Annotated in this window: 17 protein-coding genes; 8 read left to right on the forward strand and 9 right to left on the reverse strand. The window is 72.1% G+C overall.

The features are described 5' to 3' along the window. Positions 1 to 15: 15 nt before the first annotated feature. Both ACN27C_RS21090 and ACN27C_RS21095 read right to left on the reverse strand, forming a co-directional pair. Positions 16 to 1,044 carry a CE1758 family FMN-dependent luciferase-like monooxygenase gene (locus tag ACN27C_RS21090; RefSeq protein WP_422747596.1) on the reverse strand — a complete coding sequence of 343 codons (1,029 nt, stop codon included), beginning with the start codon at positions 1,042 to 1,044 and terminating at the stop codon, positions 16 to 18. Between the two features lie 314 nt (positions 1,045 to 1,358). Further along, on the reverse strand, positions 1,359 to 1,967 hold the full coding sequence (locus ACN27C_RS21095) for a sigma-70 family RNA polymerase sigma factor (protein ID WP_422747598.1): 609 nt from the start codon (positions 1,965 to 1,967) through the stop codon (positions 1,359 to 1,361). 416 nt (positions 1,968 to 2,383) lie between these two features. On the opposite strand from ACN27C_RS21095, the gene ACN27C_RS21100 reads away from it, so the two are divergent. The 5 genes from ACN27C_RS21100 to ACN27C_RS21120 all read left to right on the forward strand — a co-directional run bounded on the left by ACN27C_RS21100 (position 2,384) and on the right by ACN27C_RS21120 (position 8,012). Beyond that, positions 2,384 to 3,190, forward strand: a complete 807-nt coding sequence (locus ACN27C_RS21100) for a sensor histidine kinase (protein ID WP_422747600.1) — start codon at positions 2,384 to 2,386, stop codon at positions 3,188 to 3,190. After that, the gene (locus tag ACN27C_RS21105; RefSeq protein WP_422747602.1) at positions 3,187 to 3,936 is read left to right on the forward strand and encodes a response regulator transcription factor; all 750 of its coding nucleotides are present in this window, start codon (positions 3,187 to 3,189) and stop codon (positions 3,934 to 3,936) included. Before ACN27C_RS21100 ends, ACN27C_RS21105 begins: the two co-directional genes overlap by 4 nt. Positions 3,937 to 4,051: 115 nt before the next feature. After that, on the forward strand, positions 4,052 to 5,119 hold the full coding sequence (locus tag ACN27C_RS21110) for an ABC transporter substrate-binding protein (RefSeq protein WP_422747604.1): 1,068 nt from the start codon (positions 4,052 to 4,054) through the stop codon (positions 5,117 to 5,119). Next, entirely contained in the window at positions 5,116 to 6,873 is a 1,758-nt protein-coding gene (locus ACN27C_RS21115) for an ABC transporter permease (RefSeq protein WP_422747606.1), read from the forward strand. The genes ACN27C_RS21110 and ACN27C_RS21115 overlap by 4 nt, the downstream gene beginning before the upstream one ends. Then, a complete protein-coding gene (locus tag ACN27C_RS21120) occupies positions 6,870 to 8,012 on the forward strand; it encodes an ABC transporter ATP-binding protein (protein WP_422747608.1) in 1,143 nt (380 codons plus the stop codon). Before ACN27C_RS21115 ends, ACN27C_RS21120 begins: the two co-directional genes overlap by 4 nt. A gap of 259 nt (positions 8,013 to 8,271) precedes the next feature. On the opposite strand, the gene ACN27C_RS21125 is transcribed toward ACN27C_RS21120, so the two are convergent. The 6 genes from ACN27C_RS21125 to ACN27C_RS21150 all read right to left on the reverse strand — a co-directional run bounded on the left by ACN27C_RS21125 (position 8,272) and on the right by ACN27C_RS21150 (position 16,661). Next, positions 8,272 to 9,492 carry a zf-HC2 domain-containing protein gene (locus tag ACN27C_RS21125; RefSeq protein ID WP_422747610.1) on the reverse strand — a complete coding sequence of 407 codons (1,221 nt, stop codon included), beginning with the start codon at positions 9,490 to 9,492 and terminating at the stop codon, positions 8,272 to 8,274. A 201-nt stretch (positions 9,493 to 9,693) separates the two neighbouring features. Next, entirely contained in the window at positions 9,694 to 11,454 is a 1,761-nt protein-coding gene (locus ACN27C_RS21130; protein ID WP_422747612.1) for a S8 family serine peptidase, read from the reverse strand. A 191-nt stretch (positions 11,455 to 11,645) separates the two neighbouring features. Then, a complete protein-coding gene (locus tag ACN27C_RS21135) occupies positions 11,646 to 12,398 on the reverse strand; it encodes a zf-HC2 domain-containing protein (protein WP_422747614.1) in 753 nt (250 codons plus the stop codon). A 34-nt stretch (positions 12,399 to 12,432) separates the two neighbouring features. Then, the gene (locus ACN27C_RS21140) at positions 12,433 to 14,019 is read right to left on the reverse strand and encodes an RICIN domain-containing protein (RefSeq protein ID WP_422747616.1); all 1,587 of its coding nucleotides are present in this window, start codon (positions 14,017 to 14,019) and stop codon (positions 12,433 to 12,435) included. A gap of 143 nt (positions 14,020 to 14,162) precedes the next feature. Then, positions 14,163 to 14,771 (reverse strand): sigma-70 family RNA polymerase sigma factor, encoded by a 609-nt coding sequence (locus ACN27C_RS21145; RefSeq protein WP_422747598.1) that lies wholly within the window; start codon positions 14,769 to 14,771, stop codon positions 14,163 to 14,165. Positions 14,772 to 15,461: 690 nt separating this feature from the next. After that, positions 15,462 to 16,661: a cellulose binding domain-containing protein gene (locus ACN27C_RS21150; protein ID WP_422747618.1), complete on the reverse strand. Its 1,200-nt coding sequence runs from the start codon at positions 16,659 to 16,661 to the stop codon at positions 15,462 to 15,464. A gap of 305 nt (positions 16,662 to 16,966) precedes the next feature. On the opposite strand from ACN27C_RS21150, the gene ACN27C_RS21155 reads away from it, so the two are divergent. Beyond that, positions 16,967 to 17,170: a hypothetical protein gene (locus tag ACN27C_RS21155; protein WP_422747620.1), complete on the forward strand. Its 204-nt coding sequence runs from the start codon at positions 16,967 to 16,969 to the stop codon at positions 17,168 to 17,170. 39 nt (positions 17,171 to 17,209) lie between these two features. On the opposite strand, the gene ACN27C_RS21160 is transcribed toward ACN27C_RS21155, so the two are convergent. After that, on the reverse strand, positions 17,210 to 19,240 hold the full coding sequence (locus tag ACN27C_RS21160; protein WP_422747622.1) for an acyl-CoA dehydrogenase: 2,031 nt from the start codon (positions 19,238 to 19,240) through the stop codon (positions 17,210 to 17,212). 167 nt (positions 19,241 to 19,407) lie between these two features. On the opposite strand from ACN27C_RS21160, the gene ACN27C_RS21165 reads away from it, so the two are divergent. Beyond that, the gene (locus ACN27C_RS21165) at positions 19,408 to 21,129 is read left to right on the forward strand and encodes an ABC transporter transmembrane domain-containing protein (protein ID WP_422747624.1); all 1,722 of its coding nucleotides are present in this window, start codon (positions 19,408 to 19,410) and stop codon (positions 21,127 to 21,129) included. Further along, the gene (locus ACN27C_RS21170; protein ID WP_422747626.1) at positions 21,126 to 22,916 is read left to right on the forward strand and encodes an ABC transporter ATP-binding protein; all 1,791 of its coding nucleotides are present in this window, start codon (positions 21,126 to 21,128) and stop codon (positions 22,914 to 22,916) included. The genes ACN27C_RS21165 and ACN27C_RS21170 overlap by 4 nt, the downstream gene beginning before the upstream one ends. Positions 22,917 to 22,923 lie beyond the last annotated feature (7 nt).

The following is a 22,923-nucleotide window of genomic DNA, read 5'->3' on the forward strand; positions in this document are numbered from 1 at the left end:
CCGACGAGCGGTGGATCAGGCGGGCGGAGGGCTGCCGGCCAGCTCGCGACGCAGCACGGGCAGCACCTCGGCGCCGAGGATGTCCAGCTGCTCCAGCACGGTGCTCACCGGCAGCCCGGCATGGTCGATCAGGAAGAGCTGCCGGGAATAGTCACCGGCGTACTCCCGGTAGCCGAGGACCGCGTCGATGACCTGCTGCGGGCTGCCCACCGTCATCGGTGTCATCTCCATGTGCTCCTCCAGCGAGGGCCCGTGGCCGTAGAGGGGCGCGTTGTCGAAGTACGGCCGGAACTCGCGGACCGCATCCTGCGACCTCGGCCGGACGAAGGCATGTCCGCCGAGCCCGACGACCGCCTGCTCGGCGTTGCCGTGGCCGTGCGCCGCATACCGCTCGCGGAAGGTCCGGACCAGCCGGGCCGTGTGCTGCCAGGGCCACATGATGTGGTTGGCGAAGAAGCCGTCACCGTGGGCCGCGGCCAGTTCCGCGGTCTTTTCGCTGGACACCGACGCGTGCCAGACGAACGGCGGACGGCCCGCGAGCGGTCGCGGCATCGCTGTGAAACCCCGCAACGGCGTACGGAACTCGCCGGACCAGTCGACGGTGTCCTCGTCCCACAGCCGGCGCAACAGCCGGTAGTTCTCGGCCGCCAGCCGCCGGCTGTCGTCCGCGTTGCGGCCGAACCACGAATACACCGGGCCGTAGATGCCTCGGCCGAGCATGAGGTCCAGCCGCCCGCCGCACAGGTGCTGCACCGTCGTGTAATCCTCGGCGAGCCGGACCGGGTCGTTCGTGGTGATCAGAGCCGTTGCCGTGGAGAGCCGTATCCGGTTCGTCCGCGCGGCGAGGTAGCCGAGCAGTACGGCCGGGGCGGAGACCGCGTACGTCGTGGCGTGGTGCTCTCCGACGGCGAAGACGTCGAACCCGGCCGCCTCGGCGTGCTCGGCGATCCGTGCCGTGTTGAGTAGCCGCTCGTGATCCGTCGGCGACCGGCCGGTCAGCGGGTCAGGAGTGCGGTCGCCGAGACTGTAGACACCGATCTGCATACCCCCCAGACGAACGAGGCAGGTGGCCGGTTCAGGTGGTTGCCCGGCTCATCAGGCGGTGGTGGATCCCGGACCCGCGTCCCGGGGTAGAGGACTGGTCTCGTCAACCAGCGCAACCGGCGGCGGAGCGGCAGACGGTGGCACCGCGGCCGGCGAGGGCGCAGCCGGTGGCGGTGCCTCCCCTCGACCGACGTCGGGCCCGACGTCGGCCGGTGCCTCCCGGTGGCCGCCCCCGGGGCCGTGCCGCCGGGTCGTAGCCGAAACCGGCCTCGGTCGGGCCCGAGGCAGCGGCTCACCTCGGCGGCCGTTCGGGTTTACGTCCTTCTGGATTTTTTTGGCGTTTTCTTGTCCGGGTTGTGGTGGTCGGCTGGTTGTTGCTGGTGTCCGAAGTCGAAGCCGCGGTTGGTGAGTGCTTCCCGCATGGCGCGTAGCGCGTAGAAGGTGCGTGATTTGACGGTGCCGGCGGGGACGTCGAGTGCGTCGGCGGCTTCGGACACGGACCGTTCCCGGAAGAAGATCTCGACCAGTGTGATGCGTAGTCGTTCGGGTAGGGAGTCGAGTGCGGCCCGGACCTCGCGGGCGTCGAGGAGGCGTTCGATGGCGTCGTCGGGGTGTGCGTGATCCTGGATGTGGCTGACCGGTAGTTCGGTGGGCCGGACGTCGGTGGAGCGCATCTGGTCGATGAGGATGCGTTTGGCCACGGTGAACAGCCAGGCTCGGTTCCAGTGGCCCTGGGCGTTGCGCGCTTCGGGGTTGCGCCAGGCCCGGAGCACGGTTTCCTGCACGATGTCCTCGGCGCGGTGGATGTCGCCGCGGGTCAGGCGGGTCAGGAAGGCCAGCAGTACGGGCGCGTGGACCTGTTGCAGATGGCGTAGGGCGGTGAGGTCCTCGGGGCGTTGGGTGCTGGGAGCCGGACCGTCCACAGGGGGCCGCGGGTCAGCTGCCGTACCGTCGGCACCGCTGACTTCTGGGGAGGGTCGCACGCGGCAAAGACTTGCACCGGGACCGGCGATTGTCTACTCGGCGACACTACGACGACAGTCCGGCCGGTCGGTGCCCGGGCTCTTCGTCGATCGCGGCGTGCCGTCCGGCGGCGTGGTGCCGCCCGCCGTTCATTCACGCAACGTGACGACGATGTCGGGGCGTTCGGCTGGCTGACCTCCGACTGGGAGAGCGCCCTACCAGCGCGAACTGTGCGGGGTCACGCGCCCGCCGAGCCGTTGCCCGGGGCAGCTAACCTACGTCCACTGTTCACTCGGCGATAGACACGTCCCGACACGCGCCGCGTCGCTGCCGGACCGGACGGGTTCGGCGGGCCACCGATTCGAGGAGGGCGAGCATGGGCACCGCTTGGTTGATCGCGGTGGCTTCCGTGGTCGGCGGTCTCGTCGGCGCGTCGATCATGGCGCTGAGTATGCGCCGCACGGCTGCCGTGAGGAGCAACGAGCTGACGCAGCTCGAACAGTTGGTGGAGCGGCGGGCGGAGCAGGTGACCGCGCTGAGCCACGAGCTGCGGACGCCGTTGAGCATGATCAAGGGAGCGGTCGATCTGTTGCGGGAAGGCACCCCGGGGCCGCTCACCGCTGCGCAGGCGCGCTTCCTGCAGGTCCTGGATCAGCAATCCACGCAGGTCATCGGGCTGTGCGAAAGTCTCCTGATTCAGGCCAAGATCGAGGCTGGGCTGTTCACGCCACACCTGGAGAGAGTGGACGTGTCGGTGGTGGTGCGCGAGGTGGTGACCGCGATGCGCCCGTTGTGCGGGCAGCGGCAACAGCGCATCAGCCTCGACGTGCCGCAGGTGATGCCGCGCATCCGAGCGGACCCGATGCTGCTGACCCAGGCGCTGACCAACCTGCTGTCGAACGCCAGCCGGTTCACCACGACCGGCGGGAACCTCGACGTGCGGGTCATGCTGATCGACACTGGTGTGGCGGTGTACGTGTCCGACGACGGTGCGGGCATGAGTCAGGCGGAGCGGCACCGCCTGTTCCGCCGATTCGCCACGGGCCGGCCGCTGGCTGACGGCACCGGCCTCGGCCTGGTGATCACGAAGACCATCGTGGAACTGCACGGAGGCGAGATAATGGTGCACACGGCGTCGACCCGGGGGACCACCGTTCTCCTGACCCTGCCGGAGCGGCCGTGACGAGCGCCGGCGAGCAGCCCGGCGGCGGGCCGACCGCGCTCGTGGTCGACGACGAGCCGCAGATGACGATCATCGTGGAGTTCGCGCTCCAGACCCAGGGCTTCACCGTCCTCAGCGCCCACGACGGCGCCACCGCCCTGCACCTGCTGCGGACACACGCGGTGGACCTGGTCGTGCTGGACGTCATGATGCCCACGATGGACGGGCTCGACCTGTGCCAGCGGATTCGGTCCCGCTCCGAGGCGCCCATCATGTTCCTCACCGCGCTGGCCCAGCGTGACGACGTCATCGCCGGGCTGGAGCACGGTGCCGACGACTACGTCACCAAGCCGTTCCACCCCCGGGAGGTGGCGCTGCGGGCGCAGGCGTTGGTGCGTCGCCGCCGGGGTGCGGGCACCACGGTCCGCGTGGGTGATCTGGTCATCGAGCCGGCCACCCAGACCGCGACGCTGGCACAGCACCGGCTCGACCTGCCGTTCACGGAGTTCAAGCTGCTGCATCACCTGGCGGTGCGCCGGGGTGTGCCGCAGTCGTGGCAGGACCTGCTGCGGGAGGTCTGGGGCACCACGGACCTGATCGGTGGGCGCGACGTGGTGAAGTCCGCCGTCTACCGGCTGCGGTCGAGGCTCGCGGGGACGCCGAACGGGACGGCGTACGTGCGTACGCTGCGCGGGGTCGGCTACCTGATGCCCGAGATGGCCGGCGGCGCCGCCGAGGACGGGGACGACTCCCCGGCAGCCAGGTGACGGCGGCGTTACCAACACTTACACCGCCGTCACCGATGCGTCGTTGACACGCCTTTAACGTGGCCGTCACAACACTGCCACACATTCCGGCGGCTTCAGCAGGGGAGAACGCGTCATGGTGACGAAGAAGATAACGGCCAACCGGGCGCTGCTGGCGACAGCGATGGCGGCCTCGCTGGTGCTGGGTGCGGCCGGCTGCGCCCGCGAGGGTGGCGCCGAGGCCGGCAAGGACAGCGGTGTGGTGCACGTGGTGTGCGGCGCCACCGAGGACTGGTGCGCGGCCACCACCAAGAAGTTCACCGAGTCCACCGGCGTCAAGGCCGACTTCGTACGGCTCTCCAGCGGCGAGGCGCTGGCGCGCATCAAGGCCGGCAAGGGCAACGCGGAGTTCGACGTCTGGTATGGCGGGCCCGCCGACGGGTACGCCTCCGCGGGCGAGGAGGGGCTGCTGGAGCCGTACGTCTCGCCGAACGCGGGTGTCATCCCGGCCAAGTACAAGGATCCGCAGGGCACCTGGACCGGCGTCTACGTCGGTGCCCTGGGTTTCTGCAGCAACAACAAGCTGCTGGCGGAGCGGGGCCTGCAGGTTCCCGACTCGTGGACCGACCTGCTCGACCCGAAGCTCGCCAAGGACGTCGGCATCGCGCACCCGTCCACCTCGGGTACCTCGTACACCGCGCTCTGGACGCAGGTGCAGCTGGCCGGCGGCGACGAGACCAAGGCGCTGGACTACATGCGCAAGCTGCACCCGAACGTCCTGCAGTACACCAAGTCCGGCTCGGCGCCCGCCCAAATGACCGCCCGCGGTGAGGTCGCGGTGGGGATCATCTTCGCGCACGACTGCGTGGCCACCGTGGAGGCAGGCTTCCCCGACCTGCGGGTGAGCTTCCCGACGGAGGGCACCGGTTACGAGACCGGCGGTGTCGCCCTGGTGAAGAACGCCAAGAACCCGACCAGCGGCCGCAAGTTCGTCGACTGGGCCCTCACCACCGAGGCGCAGGAGGTCGGCCCGAGCGTCAAGGCGTACCAGTTCCCGACGAACCCCCAGGCGAAGGTGTCGTCCAAGGTCCTCCCGCTCTCCGGCATCAAGATGGTGGAGTACGACGCGGTGGCGGCAGGTAAGGCCAAGTCGGCGCTCAACAAGCGGTTCGACGCCGAGGTCGCGCAGGCGCCGAAGTCATGACCACGCTGCTGTCCGATCCCGGAGTGGTCACTCCGCCCCCACCCGAAGCGGTCGCGCCGCGCAAGCGGCGCCGCCGGCTCGGCGGAGGGCTGCGGATCCTGGTCGCGGTCTGCGCGGCGGTGGTGGGGTTCGGCGCGGTGATCCCGCTCGTGGCGGTGCTCGCCACGGCGTTCGCGCCGGACGCGCTGCCCCGCTACGCCGAGTTCTTCACCTCCTCCGTCGACCTGGGCATCCTGCGGAACACGTTGGTGCTCGGGGCGTTGGTCGGGGTGTGCGGCACCGCCCTGGGCTTCCTGTTCGCGTTCGTGCAGGCCCGCCTCGACGTTCCGGGCAAGAAGATCCTGCACCTGATCGCCCTGATGCCGATCGTCAGCCCGCCGTTCGCGGTGGCCACCGCCACTGTCGTGCTGTACGGCCGGCGCGGCGTGATCAGCAACGGGCTCTTCGGGCTGGAGTACGACATCTACGGCCTTGACGGTCTGGTGTTCGTGCTGTCGCTGTCGCTGTTCCCGGTGGCGTACCTGGGCCTGCTCGGCATGCTCCGCGGCCTGGACCCGGCGCTGGAGGAGGCCGCGATGAACATGGGTGCCAGTCGCTGGCAGATCATGCGTCGCGTGATCCTGCCGCTGCTGGCTCCCGGGCTCGTCGCCCCGTTCCTGCTGCTGTTCGTGGAGGCGATCGCCGATCTGGCCAATCCGCTGGTGCTCGGCGGCGACTACACCGTGCTGGCCAGTCGCGCATACCTGGCGGTGACGGGTGAGTACGACACCACGAGCGCCGCCGTGTACTGCGTGATCCTGCTGGTGCCGTCGTTGGCCATGTACTTCGGCCAGCGATGGTGGCTCAGCCGGAAGGTGCGCACCACCATCACCGGGCGACCGTCCGGCTCGGTGCACCTGGTCACCGGCTGGAGCCGGTGGCCGATCTACGGCCTGGCGCTGTTCGCCGCCGCGATCATCGTGAGCGTCTACGGCACCGTCATCGTCGGCTCGGTGACGAAGGTGTTCGGCGTGGACAACACGTTCACCCTGGAGTACCTCAAGGAGGTACTGGTCGGGGTGGGAGTGGAAGCCGTCCTCGACACGTTGACCTTCGCGGTCATCGCCACGCCGATCGCCGCCGTCCTCGGTCTGGTCATCGCCTGGCTGGTGGTTCGTCACCTGCGCCGTACCGCCTGGCTGCTCGACCTCGGCGGCACGCTGGGTGTCGCCGTGCCGGGCACCGTGCTGGGCATCGGCTTCGTGCTCGCCTATCGGCCCGAGCGGTACATCGGCGACTACCTGGTGTTCCCGAGTCTGGTGGGCGGCAGCGCCATCGCCGCCGGTGCGATGGCGATCGTCGTGGCGTACGTGATCCGTAGCGTGCCGGCGGGGCAGCGAACGGCGGTGGGTGCGCTCACCCAGTTGCATCCGCAGATCGAACAGGCGTCGACCGACCTCGGGGCCAGCCCGATGCAGACGTTCCGCCGGGTGACCCTGCCGTTGATCAAGCCGGCGATGCTCACCGGGCTCAGCTACAGCTTCGCCCGCAGTATGACCTCGGTATCGACGATCGTGCTGCTGGTCACGCCGGAGACGAAGATCATCACCTCGCAGGTGCTCAGCGCCGCGAGCACCGGTCGGTACGGGGTGGCGTTCGCCTACTGCACGGTGCTGACCGCGCTCGTCCTGGTCGCCTTCGCGATCATCCGACTGCTCGTCGGCGGTGGTGCCGCGCTGCACCGCACCGCCAAGTCTGAAAGGCCGAAACGATGACCGTCGCCGCGCCCACCGACGCCGCTGCGCTCGCACCTGCCGGCCGTGGTGAGGCCAGCACCGGGCGCCTGCAACTCGAGGCCCTGACCAAGCGTTTCCGCAGCCGCACCGGGGACGTCACCGCAGTCGACAGCGTGTCGCTCGACGTCCTGCCGGGGGAGTTCATCACCCTGCTGGGCCCGTCGGGCTGCGGCAAGACCACCACGCTGCGCATGGTGGCGGGCTTCGAGGACGCCACGAGCGGCAGCATCCTGCTCGACGGCAACGCCATCGACGACATGCCGCCGCAGCGCCGGCCGATGGCGATGGTGTTCCAGAGCTACGCCCTGTTCCCGCACATGACAGTCGCGGAGAACATCGCGTACGGGCTGCGGTTGCAACGGCGTAGCAAAGCCGACATCGCCGAGAGCATGCGGATGGCGGTGACCAGCATGAACCTCGTCGGCCTGGAGGACCGCAGCCCGCACGAGCTCTCCGGCGGTCAGCAGCAGCGTGTCGCGTTGGCCCGGGCACTCGTGGTGCAGCCGAAGGTGCTGTTGTTCGACGAGCCGCTGTCGAACCTGGACGCGAAGTTGCGCGACGCGATGCGGGCCGAGATCCGTCGCATCCAGAGGATGTTCGGGATCACCAGCATCTACGTAACCCACGACCAGGACGAGGCGATGAGCATGTCCGACCGGATCGTGGTGATGAACAAGGGCAAGGTCGAGCAGGTGGCGACGCCCGGCGAGATCTACGCCCGCCCGGCCAGTGTCTTCGTGGCCGACTTCATCGGCCGGGCGAACTTCATCGAGACGGTGCCGGAGAGCATCGCCGACGGCACGGCGACGGTGACGGTGCTCGGCCGGCCGATGAGTGTCCCCGCGCACTCGACGGTGGCGGCCGGGTCGGGGGACGCCTACCTCATGGTCCGTCCCGAGACGGTGACGCTGTCGCCGGTCGTCGACGGCGGGACCGGCATGGGCGTGGTGCTGCGCTCGACGTTCCACGGCCCGAGCATCGACTACGAGGTGGAGACCACCGGCGGCACGATCACGGTGACCGAGTCCGGCAAGGACCCGCGAGACGCACTGGCCGAGGGGACCAACGTGGACGTGGCCGTCGTCGCGGACCGGGCGTACCTGCTGAACCGGGAATGAGCCGCTGACGGCCCGCGGCCTTCCCCCCTCTCCTTGCGCCGGCGGGCCGTCAGTGCCGACCGGGCCGACCTGGATTCCGCGGGTCGTCCTGGTCGGGCCGGAAGATGCCCCGACCGAGCATGAGGTCGAGCCGGCCGCCGCACAGGTGCGGCACGGCTGCGTAGTTCTCGACGAGTCGAACCGGATCGTTCGTGGTCGTCAGAGTTGTGACATCCCCCGGGCGAACGGGGCAGGTGGCCGGTTCAGATCGCGGCCCGGCTCAGCTGCCGGTGGTGGCCACCGTACCCGCGTCGCGAGGCAGATATGCCGTGACGACGACCCGTGCGCCGCGGGTCACGGCGAAGTGGGAGAGGTCGGCGATGCCGACCGGCAGTTCACCGTCGAGTTCCTGCACGCCGGCCCGGCCGGTCCAGTTGACCAGCGGTCGCTGCCGGCCGTCGAAGGTGTAGCCGTAGAGCCGGTAGCCGGCGCCTTCGTCCAGGCCGCTCAGGGTGGCCCGTACGGTGACCCGGTCGCCTTCCTGGGTGACGAAGACCGACAGCTTCGTACCGGAGTCCTGGTCCATCGCGGAGGCGGCGGCGGTCCGGACGGTGGCCGTCCGCACCTCCGGGCCCGGCGGTGTGAGCAGGGCCTTGGCGGAGATTCCGGCCACCGTGAGGGTGCCTGCGAGCAGGGCGCTCAGGCCCGCGAAGGCGACCGCCCGCCGGGGGAGAAGACGTTTCGGTGCGGACTCGGCCCGCCGGCCGCCGTCCGAACGCCGGCTTTCCGGCGAGCGGTCCAGGTCGGGGCGGGTCGGGTGCGCGACCGGTCGTGGGACGGCCGGTTGCGACCCGGGTACGGCCGGAGGCGCGGCCCGTTGCGGAGTCCTGTGCGCCAGCGCCGCCGGTGGGGATACGGACGCTGCCGGAGACGGCGTGGCCGGTGCCGGTGGGGGCGCTGCCGGTGACGGCGTGGCCGGTGGCGGCGGTGCGGCCGGTAGGGAGAGTGCCGGTGGCGGCACGAGCCGCGGGGGAGCGACCGGTGGCGGCGCGGGGGGCGGCGGTGCGGGCGAGGGTTCCACCCGTTGCGGTGCGGGCTTCCCGCGACCGACGCCGGGCTCAGCGGCAGCCGGCGCCTCCCCGGTGGCCGTTCCGGGTCGCGCGCCACCGCGTCGCAGCCGGAACCGGCGTCGGTCGGTCTCGCGGGCGTCGCGGTGCGGCGGGTCTGCCGGCTCCTGCGGTGCGAACCGGGCCGGAAAGGCCGGCGGCACCGCCGTTCCCAGGGCCCCGTAGAGGTTGAGCAGCTGATCCTTGTCGTCGCCGAGCAGGGCCAGGGCGGCGAGTACCTGACACACCTCGGTCGCCGCCGCCCGGCACTGCCGGCACGACTCGAGGTGGCGGCCGACCTGCTCCCCGTGGCGCCGGTCGAGCGCGTCGAGATGATAGAGGGCCAGCAGGTCCGCCACATGGGCGTCGGTACCGGAAACATCGTCCACCCGCATCAGACCCTCAGTTCACCCGACTTTCCACCAATGATGTGTGAAACGTGCCCTGTCGGCCCGCGGTTCACTCACAGCCGAGCCTTCCACCGGGAGCTACCGCGCTGTAGTCCTCCAAGTGGGGACGACCACCACGTCCCCACGCCCGCAACAGGCGCAGGAGTCAGCGTCGCGGTGGCGGCACGGCGGCAGGCCCGGTGCCTGTCATGACGCGTCTGGACGCTGCTGGGGCGACTTGGCTCCGATCGACGCCTTCGGCAGTGCCACGGTCTCGTGATGTGTGCCCGGGCGGTCGCTGGCGGTGGAGGCGCTGCCACCGGCCTGCTCATCGTCCGGGGCGGGCTTGCCGCTCTCCTGCAGTGGCGGAGCGGTGTCCGGCCTACCGGACACCGACCGCATCCGGGGCGCGGATATGGGAGGCAGCGCACCGCCGCGAACCGGCGGCACGGCGGTCACCGGACGAGAGTCGTCGTCGCCCTCACCACCACCGTCCCCCTTGTCGTCGCTCAGCAGCCGGCGGATGCGGAACACGAGCAGCACCGCCGCCGCGAGGGCGACCAGCGTCACGATGGCCAGCAACGTCGACCGTCCGCTAGAGCTGCCGGAGGTGAGCTGCCCGCCCGACTCCCGTCCCGAGGCGGCGGCCTCGGCCTCCTCGGGCAGCACCTTCGTCACCGCTGCGGCAGGATTGATCATGCCCCAGCCGTACCGGCCGTCGGGCTGTGCGCCGGCGCCCATCTTGTCCGACGTCACCTGGAGACGATGCGCGATCTGCTCCGGGCTCAGGTCCGGGTACGCGGCCCGGACCAACGCGACGGTGCCGGCGACGAAGGCCACCGCGTACTGGGTGCCGCTACCCGCGACAGCGCCGGTCCCGGTGATCCCGACGCTGCTCACGTTGACACCCGGGGCGACCACGTCGATGCCACCCCCGCGGTAGTCGGCGGCACGCTGGCCGTCGACTGCCACGCCGGCCACCCGGAGGACGCCGGGGCCGATCTTCGCCTCCGGGTTGACCGGAACCGACGCACGGGAAGCGCCGACCACCACGACCACGTCCCGCTCCACGGCGGCCATGACGGCCTCGGCCACCTCCGGCTTGGTGGTGTCGACGTAGTTGCCCAGCGCGATGACCGTCGCACCCGCCTGGACGCTGGCCTCGATGGCCGATGCGCCGTCGGCGGGCTGGACCTTGGTGTCGTTGGCCACGAGGCGGACCGGCATCACCGTGGCGTCCGGGGCGACACCCTTGACGTCGCTGCCCTTTGCGGGCTGCCCGACCACCAGGCCCGCCATGGCGGTGCCCGAGCCGATACAGTCGGTGTCGCCACGCCCGCTGCCGCTGACGATGTCCATCCCGACCGCCACGTGACCGCTGAGGGCCGGCAGGCTGCCGTCCACACCGGAGTCGATGATCGCCACGAGCTGCCCCTTGCCGCGGCTCTGCGGCCAGGCCTGGTCGGCGGCCAGGCGCAGACTCGCCCAGTCGGACCGGTTGCTCGACGCCGCGATGGTCGCGCACTCGCCCGCCTTCGGACGGCGCTGCTGCGGCCGCTTGCCCGGGACCGCGCCGGCCCCGGCGACCCGCGCGGGCGGGACGACAGGGCTGGCCTTGCCGCTGGGCGTGGCCTTGGGCGTGCCGGGCTTCGTCTCGACCGGTGTGGTCGGTGCCTTGTCGGGCAGGACGCCGTACCTGACGCCCTCGCCGACGGCGTCCCAGGGCAGCACCAGCAGCCAACCGGCCCGCAACTGGTCCGGGTCCTTGAGGGTGCGACCGTCGGGTTGGCGTCGTCCGGCGTTGAGGTTGCGGATCTCGACGGACCGGGCCCCGTCGCCGAGCAGCCGGGTGGCGATACTGGTGAGGTTTTCCGGCTTACCCTGGTACGACGACTGGACGGCGTAGAACTTGACGTATTCGTCGGCGGCCGAGGCCGGGGTCATGGTTCCCACGACCAGGGCAATCATGACGCACACCGCGAGGCAGGCACCGCGTGCCGACCGGGTGATCCAGAACATTCTCTACTTCCCTTTGTCGTCGCCCAGGGCGGATCTGCACACACGACGGCCGAGACGGGATCGCGGTTCACGGCCGGACGAATTCGCGTCGGCACCGCGGTGCCGACGCGCCAGGGCGCCGCCGGTGAGGGCGGCGTCTCTCAGCGTGGTGTCGCGGGTGTGGGCCGCGGAAGCTGCACGGTGACCGCCGGCGGGCCGTCCACGACGCGGATCGTCACGAACGCCAGGTCGGCCAAGCCCACCGGCAGGTCACCGGAGGACTCCTGCACGGTGTCGGTGCCGGTCCACTCCGCGATCTTGCGGGCCTGGCCGTCGAGGGTCACCGCGTACAGCTCGTAGCGGGTGCCCGCGCGCAGGCCGGTGGCGGTGACCCGGACGAGCACACTGCCGTCGCTCTCCGACGCGAAAACCGAGGCGGTCGCACCGGTGCGGGGCTCGCTCCCGGTCGCCGCGACAGTCACCACCTCCGGTCCGGGCTCGTCGGTCGTCCGGTCCAGCACGAAGAGGGTGCCGAAGCCGACGAACAGCACCACCGCGAGCGCAAGCCCGACCCGCATCAGCGCGAGCTGCTGGCGTCGGGTCCGCGGCTGCCGCCCGGGCCCGGCCGAGCCCGAACGCCTCCCGGCCGGCCGGGAGGCGTCGGAGCGACCGCGGCGCGCGGCGGGCACCGCCGGCCGGGTGACCGGCGGTGGCACCTGCTCGACTGCCACATCGTCGCTGAGCAGCGCGAGGGCGGCGACGACCTCGCACACCTCGCGGGCCGCCGACCGGCACTGCGCGCAGTCGCGCAGGTGCCGGTCGACGGCGTCGCTCTCGGCCGGATCGAGGGCACCCATGTAGTGCGGACCCAGCAGGTCCGTCACATGGCCGTCCACGGCGGGTACGTCCGTCATGCCGATCAGCTTCCCGGCCCGCGGCCGGTCGGCGTCACTGCTTCATGAATCGCCACTTCTGGTCTCTCTGGTTGTCACGGCGCTCCAACTGTTCGACCCAGTATCCGTTCCAGGTGGTGCCGTTGTCTCTCGTCGGTCCCAGGTCCTCGCCGAGCAGCTCCATCACCTGGCCGGAGCGCCGGTTGGTCATGACCACGTTCCCGGCGCCGACGTCCTCCAGCAGCCACTGCTGGTTCTCGTCGTTGTCGTCACGTGCGTACACGGCCATCTTCGCGTTCTGCTGCAGGGACCGGTCCTCCACCCCCAGGGCCTGCTTGCTCCAGGCGTTGACGATGATGACGTGTCGCTTGTCCGGCGCCGGGTACAGCTTCCAGCGCTGGTCGGCGTACCCTTCATCGTTCCAGAGGTGGACCCGGGTGCCTTCCGGAAGGTCCATGTTGATGCCGGGCAGTTCCACGACCGCGCCGGCCCACGAGCTGACCAGCCGATAGGTGGCACCCGCCTCGTACGCGAACAGCTTCGGGCCCTTCGGCTGCTGTTCGGCGGGGTTGCTGCGCTCGGACGAGGGCCGGACGCTCGGGCTCTGGCTCGCCGAGGCCTGCGGGCTCTGGCTCGCCGACGGCGAGGGGCTCGGCTTCGCGGAGGTCACGGACAGCCGGCCATCCCTCTCGTACTCCGCGATGTGGGCCGGAACCTCGTCGGCGAGCTGACTGACGTTGACGCGCGGCAGGCCGCCGGCCCGCCGCACCGGGTCGATTCCCCACTGGTACGCGCTCAGCGCCAGCCGGTACGGGTCCCCGCTGTCGAGTTCGGACAACTGCTGCGTCATGTCGCACATGGCGACGCCGAGCGCCGCGATCGCGTCCGCGGGGCGCCACACCGACGTGTTGGTGCCCGGCCGGTACTGCTCCCACATGGCGGTCGTGAACTGGGCGACGCCCTGACGGTCCGACGTCCGCTTGTTCACGTCGAAGCCGGACAACGTCCGCAGCTGTGCCGCGATCTGGGCCGGCGTGATCTGCGGGCACATCTTCCCGGCGGCCTTGATCGGCTCCACCAGGGCGGCAGGCACCTCGACCGCCTCGGCGGCGGCGGTGCTGACCGGCCGGGTGACGGCCTGCTCGGAGAACTGCGGCTGCTCGGCATACCAGGCGGCGTACGCCTTTACCTTGTCGACGTAGGGCTTGGCCTCCTTCGGAACGCCGCGGGCGTCGAGCACCGCCTTGACCCCGGTCTGCTCCGCCGCGACAGCGGCCGGCCAGAGGTCGCCGTCGATGTCAGCTGAGCGCAGGTTTCCGACGTTCTCGCAGGTCCGGTGGCCTACCGCGATGATGTTCGCCCGCCGGTCGCCGCGGTTGGCGTTGGGCGAGGGCCGCCACTTCTGCCACGCGGCGTCGTCGAGGCCGCCGATCCGCTCGGCGCTGCCCTTGAAACCGGACGCGGCCATGATCTGTGCGGCGAGCTTCGGCGGGTTGAGGGTGGGGCAGGACAGGGCCGCCTCCACGATGGCGGGCACGTCGCCGTCCGGCACCGGCTCACCGGCGAGCTTGTCCGGGTCCGCGGTGGCGGCCATTTCCAGGCCGACGGCCCCGCACGCCACGATGATGCCGACCAGTGCCACGATCTCGACGCGTCTGCGCGTTGACGAAACGAGCCGTTGCCACGGGCGGCGCTGGCCACTTGCGGATTTTCTCATCGACTCACTCTTAGCTCAGTGGTGGGGGAGAGGTCTCGCGCACATGACGGTTCGGCGGCCGTTCGGGTTCACGTCCTTCTGGATTTTTTTGGCGTTTTCTTGTCCGGGTTGTGGTGGTCGGCTGGTTGTTGCTGGTGTCCGAAGTCGAAGCCGCGGTTGGTGAGTGCTTCCCGCATGGCGCGTAGCGCGTAGAAGGTGCGTGATTTGACGGTGCCGGCGGGGACGTCGAGTGCGTCGGCGGCTTCGGACACGGACCGTTCCCGGAAGAAGATCTCGACCAGTGTGATGCGTAGTCGTTCGGGTAGGGAGTCGAGTGCGGCCCGGACCTCGCGGGCGTCGAGGAGGCGTTCGATGGCGTCGTCGGGGTGTGCGTGATCCTGGATGTGGCTGACCGGTAGTTCGGTGGGCCGGACGTCGGTGGAGCGCATCTGGTCGATGAGGATGCGTTTGGCCACGGTGAACAGCCAGGCTCGGTTCCAGTGGCCCTGGGCGTTGCGCGCTTCGGGGTTGCGCCAGGCCCGGAGCACGGTTTCCTGCACGATGTCCTCGGCGCGGTGGATGTCGCCGCGGGTCAGGCGGGTCAGGAAGGCCAGCAGTACGGGCGCGTGGACCTGTTGCAGATGGCGTAGGGCGGTGAGGTCCTCGGGGCGTTGGGTGCTGGGAGCCGGACCGTCCACAGGGGGCCGCGGGTCAGCTGCCGTACCGCCGGCACCGCTGACTTCTGGGGAGGGTCGCACGCGGCAAAGACTTGCACCGGGACCGGCGATTGTCTACTTGGTGCCGGGCGGCGTGAGCGGCCCGCCGGGGGTGCCCGGGATGGTTCGTTGACCACTGACGATGTGTGTAGGGCCGTGATGCCGGCGGCTGGTGACCGAGCGGAGGCGGCGGTCACAACCGCTCGTGTCGTGCTCGCGTCGAGGAGGGCGCAGCGACAGCCGCCGCAGGCCGCCGGGTGGGGCCACGCCGGCGCCGGCCGCACCTCCCGCGCCGGCCGGGCAGTGGTCCTGCGACCCGGTCGACCCGGCGGCCTGCCTGTTGCCGTTCCCGACCGACTACTTCACCGTGCCGGACCGCGGCACCGCGGCACCGCGACCGGCGAGCGGGTCCGGTTCGTGGCCTCCGCGATGCCCGCCAACGTGCTCGGCGTGCCGATCGACCCGGCCGAGTGGAACCGGCAGGACGACTTCAGCCCCGGCTCGCCGATCCTGGCGCGCGTACCCGGCCCTCTGCGCGGGCGGCCCCTGCCCGTGGCGGAGCGGCACCCGGCGCGGTCGGCGGCCGGGTCGGTCAGCCCCGCCGGGTGTTTCGGCGAGGCGACACTCACCTCGGCGGGCCGGCCTCCGGCGCCGGCCCGCCGACATGAGTGCTCAGCTACCGGCGCAGGTGGCGGTGGCGCCACCGCCGGTTCCGGTGCCCTGGAATCCGAAGGCGGTGGTCTGCCCTGCGGCCAGCCGCCCGTTGTAGCTCTGGTTGGCCACGGTGACGGTGCCGCTGGTGCCGCTGGGCACGCCGTTCCAGAGTGAGTTGATCGCGGCGCCGCCCGGCAGGGCGAGCGTCACCCGCCAGCCGGTCAGCGCGGTGCTCCCGGCGGTCACCGTCACGTTGGCGACGAAGCCACCGTTCCACTGGTCCTGGACGGCGTAGACGGCGGTGCAGGAGGCCCCGCCCGGCGGCGGAGTGGTCGGCGGCGGGGTCGTGGGCGGGGGAGTGGTGGGCGGCGGGCCGTCCAGCGTCAGGTTCCTCTGCTGGACGCTCCACTGTGTGCGGCACAGGCCGCAGTCCGGGCCGACGAAGCTGGCGCCGGCGCTGACGTCGCCCTTCAGGCGCCACTTGAGGTAGAGCACCGCGACCCGGCCGAACTCGCCGCCGTTGGGCTGGTCGTACGTGCCGCCGTGCCCGACGTTCAGGTTGCCCATGAAGGCGGGCAGCCCGGACGGCAGCTTGCCCCAGTCGTCCATGGCGTTCGGGTACGCGATGTCGCTGGGCCCGCCGACGAAGTACGCGATCGGCTTGGTGAGTCGCCGCAACTGGTAGTCGTCGGCGTCGTTGAGCAGGCCGCTGCTGAAGATGCCGGTGGTGGTGACGCGCGGGTCGTTGGAGACCGCGTACGCCTCCAGGCCGCCGCAGGAGAACCCGGCCACGGCGATCTTCGTGGTGTCGATCCGGTTGTAGTACTTGCTGCCCGAGCGGGAGTTCTCCGCCACCGCCCAGTCGATGGACTGGGTGAGCATCTGGGCGTTCGTGGAGCCGGAGCCGTTCGGCGCGCCGTTGGCGATGGCGAGGAAGCCGTGCGAGGCGATCTCGCGCAGGAAGGTGCCCTGCGACAGCCCGTTGGCCGAGCACGCTCCGTTGCCCCACACCAGGACGGGAAGGCGCTCGGACGGGAGCGTCTGGGGCCGGAAGATGGTGTGGTTGGGCAGGCTCGACGAGGTTTCGTAGTCGGCGGGGTAGGGGCCCGAGCCGCCGATCGCGGCGCCGGCCGGTGTCGCGCCGAGCGCCACGACCACGGAGGCGAGCGGGACGAGGGCGGCGGCCAGGCCCGCGTAGATCTTCGATCGTCTTCTCATGCGCCCTCCGGGGGACGTCGTGACGGCGCTCCCTGGATGGTGGTGGTGGCGGTGTGTCGGCCACGTCGGTGTGGCGCCGCCGCGATGCGTCCCCGCGGGGGACCGGCGGGAGCTTTTGCAGTTACTATCACCGCCGCAACGAAATGTGTCAATATACGTCGGTCGATGCCTCGGGCTCGTGTCGGACGCTCTGGCAGACCCCGCGACGCCGGTCCGGTAGGCCGTGCGGGACCTGCCGCGGACCCCTCGCCGGACCGATCGCGGCCGGCGCGCTGTGCGCGTACGGCATCCGGGCGGGATACGCGGTGACCGCCTTGGCCGGCGCGCTCGTCATGATCCTCGCGATGGCCGAGCGCGGCTTCCTGTTCGCCGCGTTCTGGCTGTTCGGCGGGCTGTACCTGGCGATCGGCGCCGGCGGGTACGCCGCGTCGCGGACCGCCGACGGCGAACCGGCCGGGACACCCGGGCCACCGGCACGGACGCGCCCCGCGCCGGCCCCCGGAGGCTGACCGGGGGCCGTGGCAGCGCCGGTGTGGCCGGCCGGACGGCTACGGGGCGGCGGCCGGCGAGTCGGCGACGCCGCCCGGCGAGTCGGCGCCGGCGGCCTGCGGGTCAGCGACGTCGTGCGCGGCCATCTCGTCCTGCCGGGCGGGCTCCTCGCGCAGGATCGCGGCGTGCAGCCACGCGTCCGGGATGGCGAAACCGTCCACGAGCGTGCGCATGTACGGGCGCAGCTCCTTGAGCAGCCCGTTCACCACGCTGGTGATCGCCTTCGACCGGGCCGGGGTGAGCCGGCCGTGCTCCAGCAGCCAGCCCTTGTTCGCCTCGATGACGCTCAGCGCGTACAGGTCGCAGACCCGCGACAGCAGTTCCTTGACCGCCGGGTCGGCGGTGGCGTCGATGCCTGCGACGAAAGCCTCCAGCGTGACGCGGTCGACGTGCGCGGCGGCGACGGCGAGGACGTGGTCCTGGACGTCGTTGAAGATGTCGAACGGGCGGTCCTTCTTGCTGGACGCGCCACCGCGCAGGCGGCGGACCGCGCTGTCCAGCAGGTGTTCCTCCCGGTCCTCGAACACCTTGAGCTGCCAGCCCCGGTCGGTGACGGCGACCTCGTCGTCCCGGCCGGGCACGGCGCCGACCAGCCGCGCGATGAGCGCCCGGGCGGCGGTGCGCTCCAGCACCATCTCGCGTACCTGCTCGGCGACGAAGGACGCGCGTCCCCAGCCGTCCAGCGAGCCGAACTCGTCCCGGTAGCCGGTCAGCAGCCCCTTGGCGACGAGCTGGAGCAGCACCGTGTTGTCGCCCTCGAACGTGGTGAACACGTCGGTGTCGGCCTTGAGGCTCGGCAGCCGGTTCTCGGACAGGTAGCCGGCCCCGCCGCACGCCTCCCGGCACGCCTGGATGGTGCGTGTGGCGTGCCAGGTCTGCGCCGCCTTGAGCCCGGCGGCCCGCGACTCCAGCTCCCGTTGCCGGTGCTCGTCGACCGGCCCGTCGCCGCCCTGGATCTCGTCGAGCGCGGCGACCAGCTCGGTCTGGGCGAAGTGCAGCGCGTACGTGGTGGCCAGCGCGGGCAGCAGCTTGCGCTGGTGGGCCAGGTAGTCGTTGAGCAGCACCTCGCGGTCGCCCTCGGCGTCACTGAACTGGCGGCGGATGTCGCCGTACCGCACCGCGATGGCCAGCGCCGCCTTGGTGGCCGCCGACGCGGCGCCACCCACGCTGACCCGGCCCCGCACCAGCGTGCCGAGCATGGTGAAGAAGCGGCGGGAGTCGTTCTCGATCGGGCTGGAGTACGTCCCGTCCTCGGCCACCTGCGCGTACCGGTCCAGGAGCATGTCCCGCGGCACCCGTACGTGGTCGAAGCTGAGCCGCCCGTTGTCCACGCCGAGCAGTCCGGCCTTGGGGCCGGCGTCGCCGATCGTCACGCCGGGCATCGGGTTGCCGTGCTCGTCGCGGATCGGCACCAGCCACGCGTGCACCCCGTGGCGGCGCCCGCCGGTGATCAGCTGGGCGAAGACCACAGCCATCCGCCCGTCCCGGGCCGCGTTGCCGATGTAGTCCTTGCGCGCCGCCTCGTGCGGCGTGTGCAGGTCGAAGGTCTGCGTCTGCGGGTCGTACTCGCAGGTGGTGCGCAGTTGCTGCACGTCGGAGCCGTGGCCGGTCTCGGTCATCGCGAAGCAGCCGAAGATCCGTCCCTCGACGATGTCCCGGAGATAGGCGTCGTGGTGCCGCTTCGTGCCGAGGGCGGCGACCGCGCCGCCGAACAGGCCCCACTGCACGCCGGCCTTCACCATGAGTGACAGGTCGACCTGCGCGAGCATCTCGGTGGCGACGATCGAGGCGCCGATGTCGGACCGGCCGCCGTACTCGGGCGGGAAGCCCGCGGCGATGCCCAGCTCGACCGGCAGTTCGCCGAGCAGCCGGGTGATCCGCTCGCGCGCCTGGTCACCGGTCTCCCCGTACACAGGGAGGAACCGCTCGTCGAGGTGTTTGCGGTGAGCCTGACGGACCTCGGCCCACGGTCCGTCGAGCGTCTCCTGAAGGCGGGCGATGTCGATGCGGCGGGACGCGTGATCGAGCATGGTCGCTCCTCGGGGCAGCGGACATATGGGTGCACTCTCGGCCTGATCAACATTACCGGCGGTCACCGTGCCCCGCTGGCGGAGAGCGTGGTGAGCCGTGCCACCCGACTCGGCCGCCGAGGCTGAGGTTAGGCTGTCCTCACTTCGATCACTGGAGGCATCCCCTCGTGTCCCCGCTCCCCGCCGGCGGCGCCGTCACGGCCCGGTACGTGCTGCGTCAGGCATTGCGCCGCCAGCGACGGCCGGTGCTGATCGGCGTGACGCTGCTCGGCCTGCACCAGGTCGCCGAGGCGCTCGTGCCGGTGGCGATCGGCCTGATCATCGACCGCGCCGTGGTCACCGGCGACCCGTGGGCGCTGGCGTACTCGGTCGCCGGCCTCGCGGCCCTGTTCGCCGTGCTCGCGTTCGCCTACCGCAACGGCGCCCGCCAGGCGTACGCCGCGGTGGAGCGGGAGGCGCACCTGCTGCGGGTGGAGATCGCCGAGCGCGCGCTCGACCCGCGCGGGCACCGCTCCGGCCTGCGCGACGGCGAACTGCTCTCCGTCGCCGCCTCCGACGCCGAACTCTCCGCGCTCGTGGTGCGGGTGGCCGGGTTCGGCGTCGCCGCGGTGACCGCGCTCACCGTCGCGGCCACCGCGCTGCTGGTCATCGACGTCCCCCTCGGACTCGGCGTGCTCGTCGGCGTACCGGTCCTGGTCCTGGTCCTGCAACGGATGGCGCCGCTGCTGTCCCGGCGCAGCACCTCCCAGCAGGAGGCCCTCGCGGAGACCACGGCGCTCGCCGTGGACCTCGTCTCCGGCCTGCGCGTGCTGCGCGGCATCGGCGCCCAGCACCACGCCGCCGGCCGGTACGCCGCCGCCAGCCGCAACGCCCTCGCGGTCACGCTGCGCGCCGCCAACACCAAGGGACTGCACCTCGGGCTCACCACCGCCGCCAACGGCCTGTTCCTCGCGGCGGTCGCCGGGGTGGCCGGCTGGCTCGCCCTGCGCGGCCGGCTCACCATCGGCGAGCTGGTCACGGTGGTCGGGCTCGCGCAGTTCGTCGCCGAGCCGGTGCAGACCATGGGCTGGTGCGTGCAGCTGTTCGCGATGGCCCGCGCCTCCGCCGCCCGGGTGGCGCGCGTGCTCGGTGCCGAGCCGCTGACCCGGCCCGGCGACGCGCCGGCCCCGGCACACCCGGACGGGCCGCGGCTGACCCTCGACGACGTCGGGCACGCCGGACTGGACGGGGTGAACCTGCGCGTCGGCCCCGGCGAGGTGGTCGGTGTGCTCGCGTACGACCCGGCCGACGCCGAGGCGCTGGTGGCGCTGTTGTCCGGGCGGGTGCCGTCGGACACGCGCCGGGGCGCCGTGCGTGTCGACGGCGTACCCGCCGACGAGCTGCACGTCGACGCGCTGCGCCGCACCGTGCTGGTCGAGCCGCACGACGTGACGCTGTTCGAGGGCACTGTCGCGGCCAACCTCGCCGCCGGCGCCCCCGCCGACCAGGCGCGGCTGCACGCCGCCGTCCGGGCCGCCGCCGCCGAGGACGTGGTGGACGCGCACCCCGACGGCCTCGACCACCGCCTCGTCGAGCGGGGCGCGAACCTCTCCGGTGGACAGCGCCAGCGGCTCGGGCTGGCGCGGGCGCTGCACGCCGACCCGCCCGTGCTGGTGCTGCACGATCCCACCACCGCCGTCGACGCGGCCACCGAGGCGCAGCTCGCCGACGGACTGGCCGAGGCGCGCCGGGTGGTGCCCCGGGGCACGCTGCTGATCACCAGCAGCCCGGCCCTGCTGCGGATCACCGACCGGGTGGTGGTGATCGCCGACGGCCGGGTGGCCGCCGAGGGACCGCACGAACGCCTGCTGGCCTCCGACGCCCGCTACCGCGAGGAGACACTGCGGTGACCGCTGACCCGCGTACCCCCGGCCGGACGTTGCTGCCGGTCGCGTCCGCCCGGCAGACCTGGACCACGCTCGGCGCCCAGTTCCGCGACCGGCCCGGCCTCAGCGCCGCCGCCGCGACGGTGCTCGTCGCCGCCGCCACGGGCGGCCTGGTCGCGCCGTGGGTGCTCGGCCGCCTGGTCGACGACGTCATCGCCGACGCCCCGGTCTCCCGGATCGCCGGCCGGGTGGCGGTGATCGCCGCCGCCGCCGTGCTCACCGGCCTGCTCACCGCGCTCGGCGCCGCGCTCGCGTCCCGGCTCGGCGAGACGGTGCTGGCCCGGCTGCGCGAGCGCGTCCTCGACCGGGCGCTGCACCTGCCGTCGGCGACGCTGGAGCGGGCCGGCACCGGCGACCTGCTGGCCCGCGTCGGCGACGACGTGGCGGTGGTGACGAACGTGATCGCGGTGAGTGGCCCGGCGTTCGTCGGCGCGCTGCTGTCCGTCGTGCTCACCGTGTTCGGGCTGGTCGCGCTGGACTGGCGGCTCGGCCTCGCCGGGCTGGTGGCCGCGCCCGCGTACGCGCTGGCGCTGCGCTGGTACCTGCGGCGCTCGATGCCGTACTACGCCCGCGAGCGGGTCGCCACCGGTGAGCGGACGCAGGCGATGGCCGGTGCGCTGCGCGGCGCGGCGACGGTGCGCGCGTACCGGACCGAGGACGCGCACGTGGCGGCCATCGCCGAGCGCTCCGGCGTGGCGCGCGACCTGTCGCTGGAGATCTTCAACCTGCACACCCGCTTCGGGCTGCGGATCAACCGGTCGGAGTTCCTCGGCCTGGCCGCCGTGCTCGTGGCCGGGTTCTTCCTGGTCCGCGACGACCTGGTCACCGTCGGCGCGGCGACCACCGCCGCGCTCTACTTCCACCGGCTGTTCAACCCGATCGGCCTGCTGCTGCTGGAGTCCGACTCGGTGCTGCAGGCCGGCGCGAGCCTCGCCCGCCTGGTCGGCGTGGCGAACCTGCCCGACACCGGCCCGGCCACCGCCTCCGGCCCGGCCGCCCCGCCGACCGGCCCGCGCGGCCCGGCGGCGCTGGACGTCACGGTGCGCCGCCACCACTACGACGACGGACCGCTCGTGCTCGCCGACGTCGAGCTGCGCCTGGCGCCGGGGGAGCGGGTCGCGCTCGTCGGCGCCAGCGGCGCCGGCAAGAGCACGCTCGCCGGCATCGCCGCCGGGATCATCGCGCCCACCGACGGATCGGTACGCCTGGACGGCGCGCCGCTGACCGGGGCGGACGAGGCCGTCTCCCGGCGCGACGTGGCACTGGTCAGCCAGGAGGTGCACGTCTTCGCCGGGCCGCTCGCCGCGGACCTGCGCCTGGCCGCCCCGGACGCGACCGACGCCGAGCTGCTCGACGCGCTGGACCGGGTCGGCGCCACCACCTGGCTGCGTACCCTGCCGGAGGGTCTTGCCACACCGGTGGGCGAGGGCGGTCACCGGCTCACCGCCGCGCAGGCCCAGCAGGTCGCCCTGGCCCGGCTGGTGCTGACCGCGCCCGCCGTCGCCGTGCTGGACGAGGCGACCGCCGAGGCCGGCAGCGCCGGGGCGCGTGACCTGGACCGGGCGGCCCTCGCGGCGACGCGGGGGCGTACCACGCTGATCGTGGCGCACCGGCTCAGCCAGGCGGTCACCGCGGACCGGATCGTCGTGCTCGACCACGGCCGGATCGTGGAGCAGGGCACGCACGACGAGCTGCTGGCCGCCGACGGCCGGTACGGCCATCTGTGGCGGTCCTGGCGCGTCCCGGTATGATCACCGA

The sequence above is a fragment of the Micromonospora sp. WMMD1219 genome (assembly GCF_049315215.1).
Lineage (GTDB): Bacteria > Actinomycetota > Actinomycetes > Mycobacteriales > Micromonosporaceae > Micromonospora > Micromonospora tulbaghiae.

Coding starts and splice junctions, on each gene's coding strand:
- ACN27C_RS21090 (WP_422747596.1), bottom strand. CDS start 1,044: ATGCAGATCGGTGTCTACAGTCTCGGCGACCGCACTCCTGACCCGCTG.
- ACN27C_RS21100 (WP_422747600.1), top strand. CDS start 2,384: ATGGGCACCGCTTGGTTGATCGCGGTGGCTTCCGTGGTCGGCGGTCTC.
- ACN27C_RS21110 (WP_422747604.1), top strand. CDS start 4,052: ATGGTGACGAAGAAGATAACGGCCAACCGGGCGCTGCTGGCGACAGCG.
- ACN27C_RS21115 (WP_422747606.1), top strand. CDS start 5,116: ATGACCACGCTGCTGTCCGATCCCGGAGTGGTCACTCCGCCCCCACCC.
- ACN27C_RS21120 (WP_422747608.1), top strand. CDS start 6,870: ATGACCGTCGCCGCGCCCACCGACGCCGCTGCGCTCGCACCTGCCGGC.
- ACN27C_RS21125 (WP_422747610.1), bottom strand. CDS start 9,492: ATGCGGGTGGACGATGTTTCCGGTACCGACGCCCATGTGGCGGACCTG.
- ACN27C_RS21130 (WP_422747612.1), bottom strand. CDS start 11,454: ATGATTGCCCTGGTCGTGGGAACCATGACCCCGGCCTCGGCCGCCGAC.
- ACN27C_RS21135 (WP_422747614.1), bottom strand. CDS start 12,398: ATGACGGACGTACCCGCCGTGGACGGCCATGTGACGGACCTGCTGGGT.
- ACN27C_RS21150 (WP_422747618.1), bottom strand. CDS start 16,661: ATGAGAAGACGATCGAAGATCTACGCGGGCCTGGCCGCCGCCCTCGTC.
- ACN27C_RS21160 (WP_422747622.1), bottom strand. CDS start 19,240: ATGCTCGATCACGCGTCCCGCCGCATCGACATCGCCCGCCTTCAGGAG.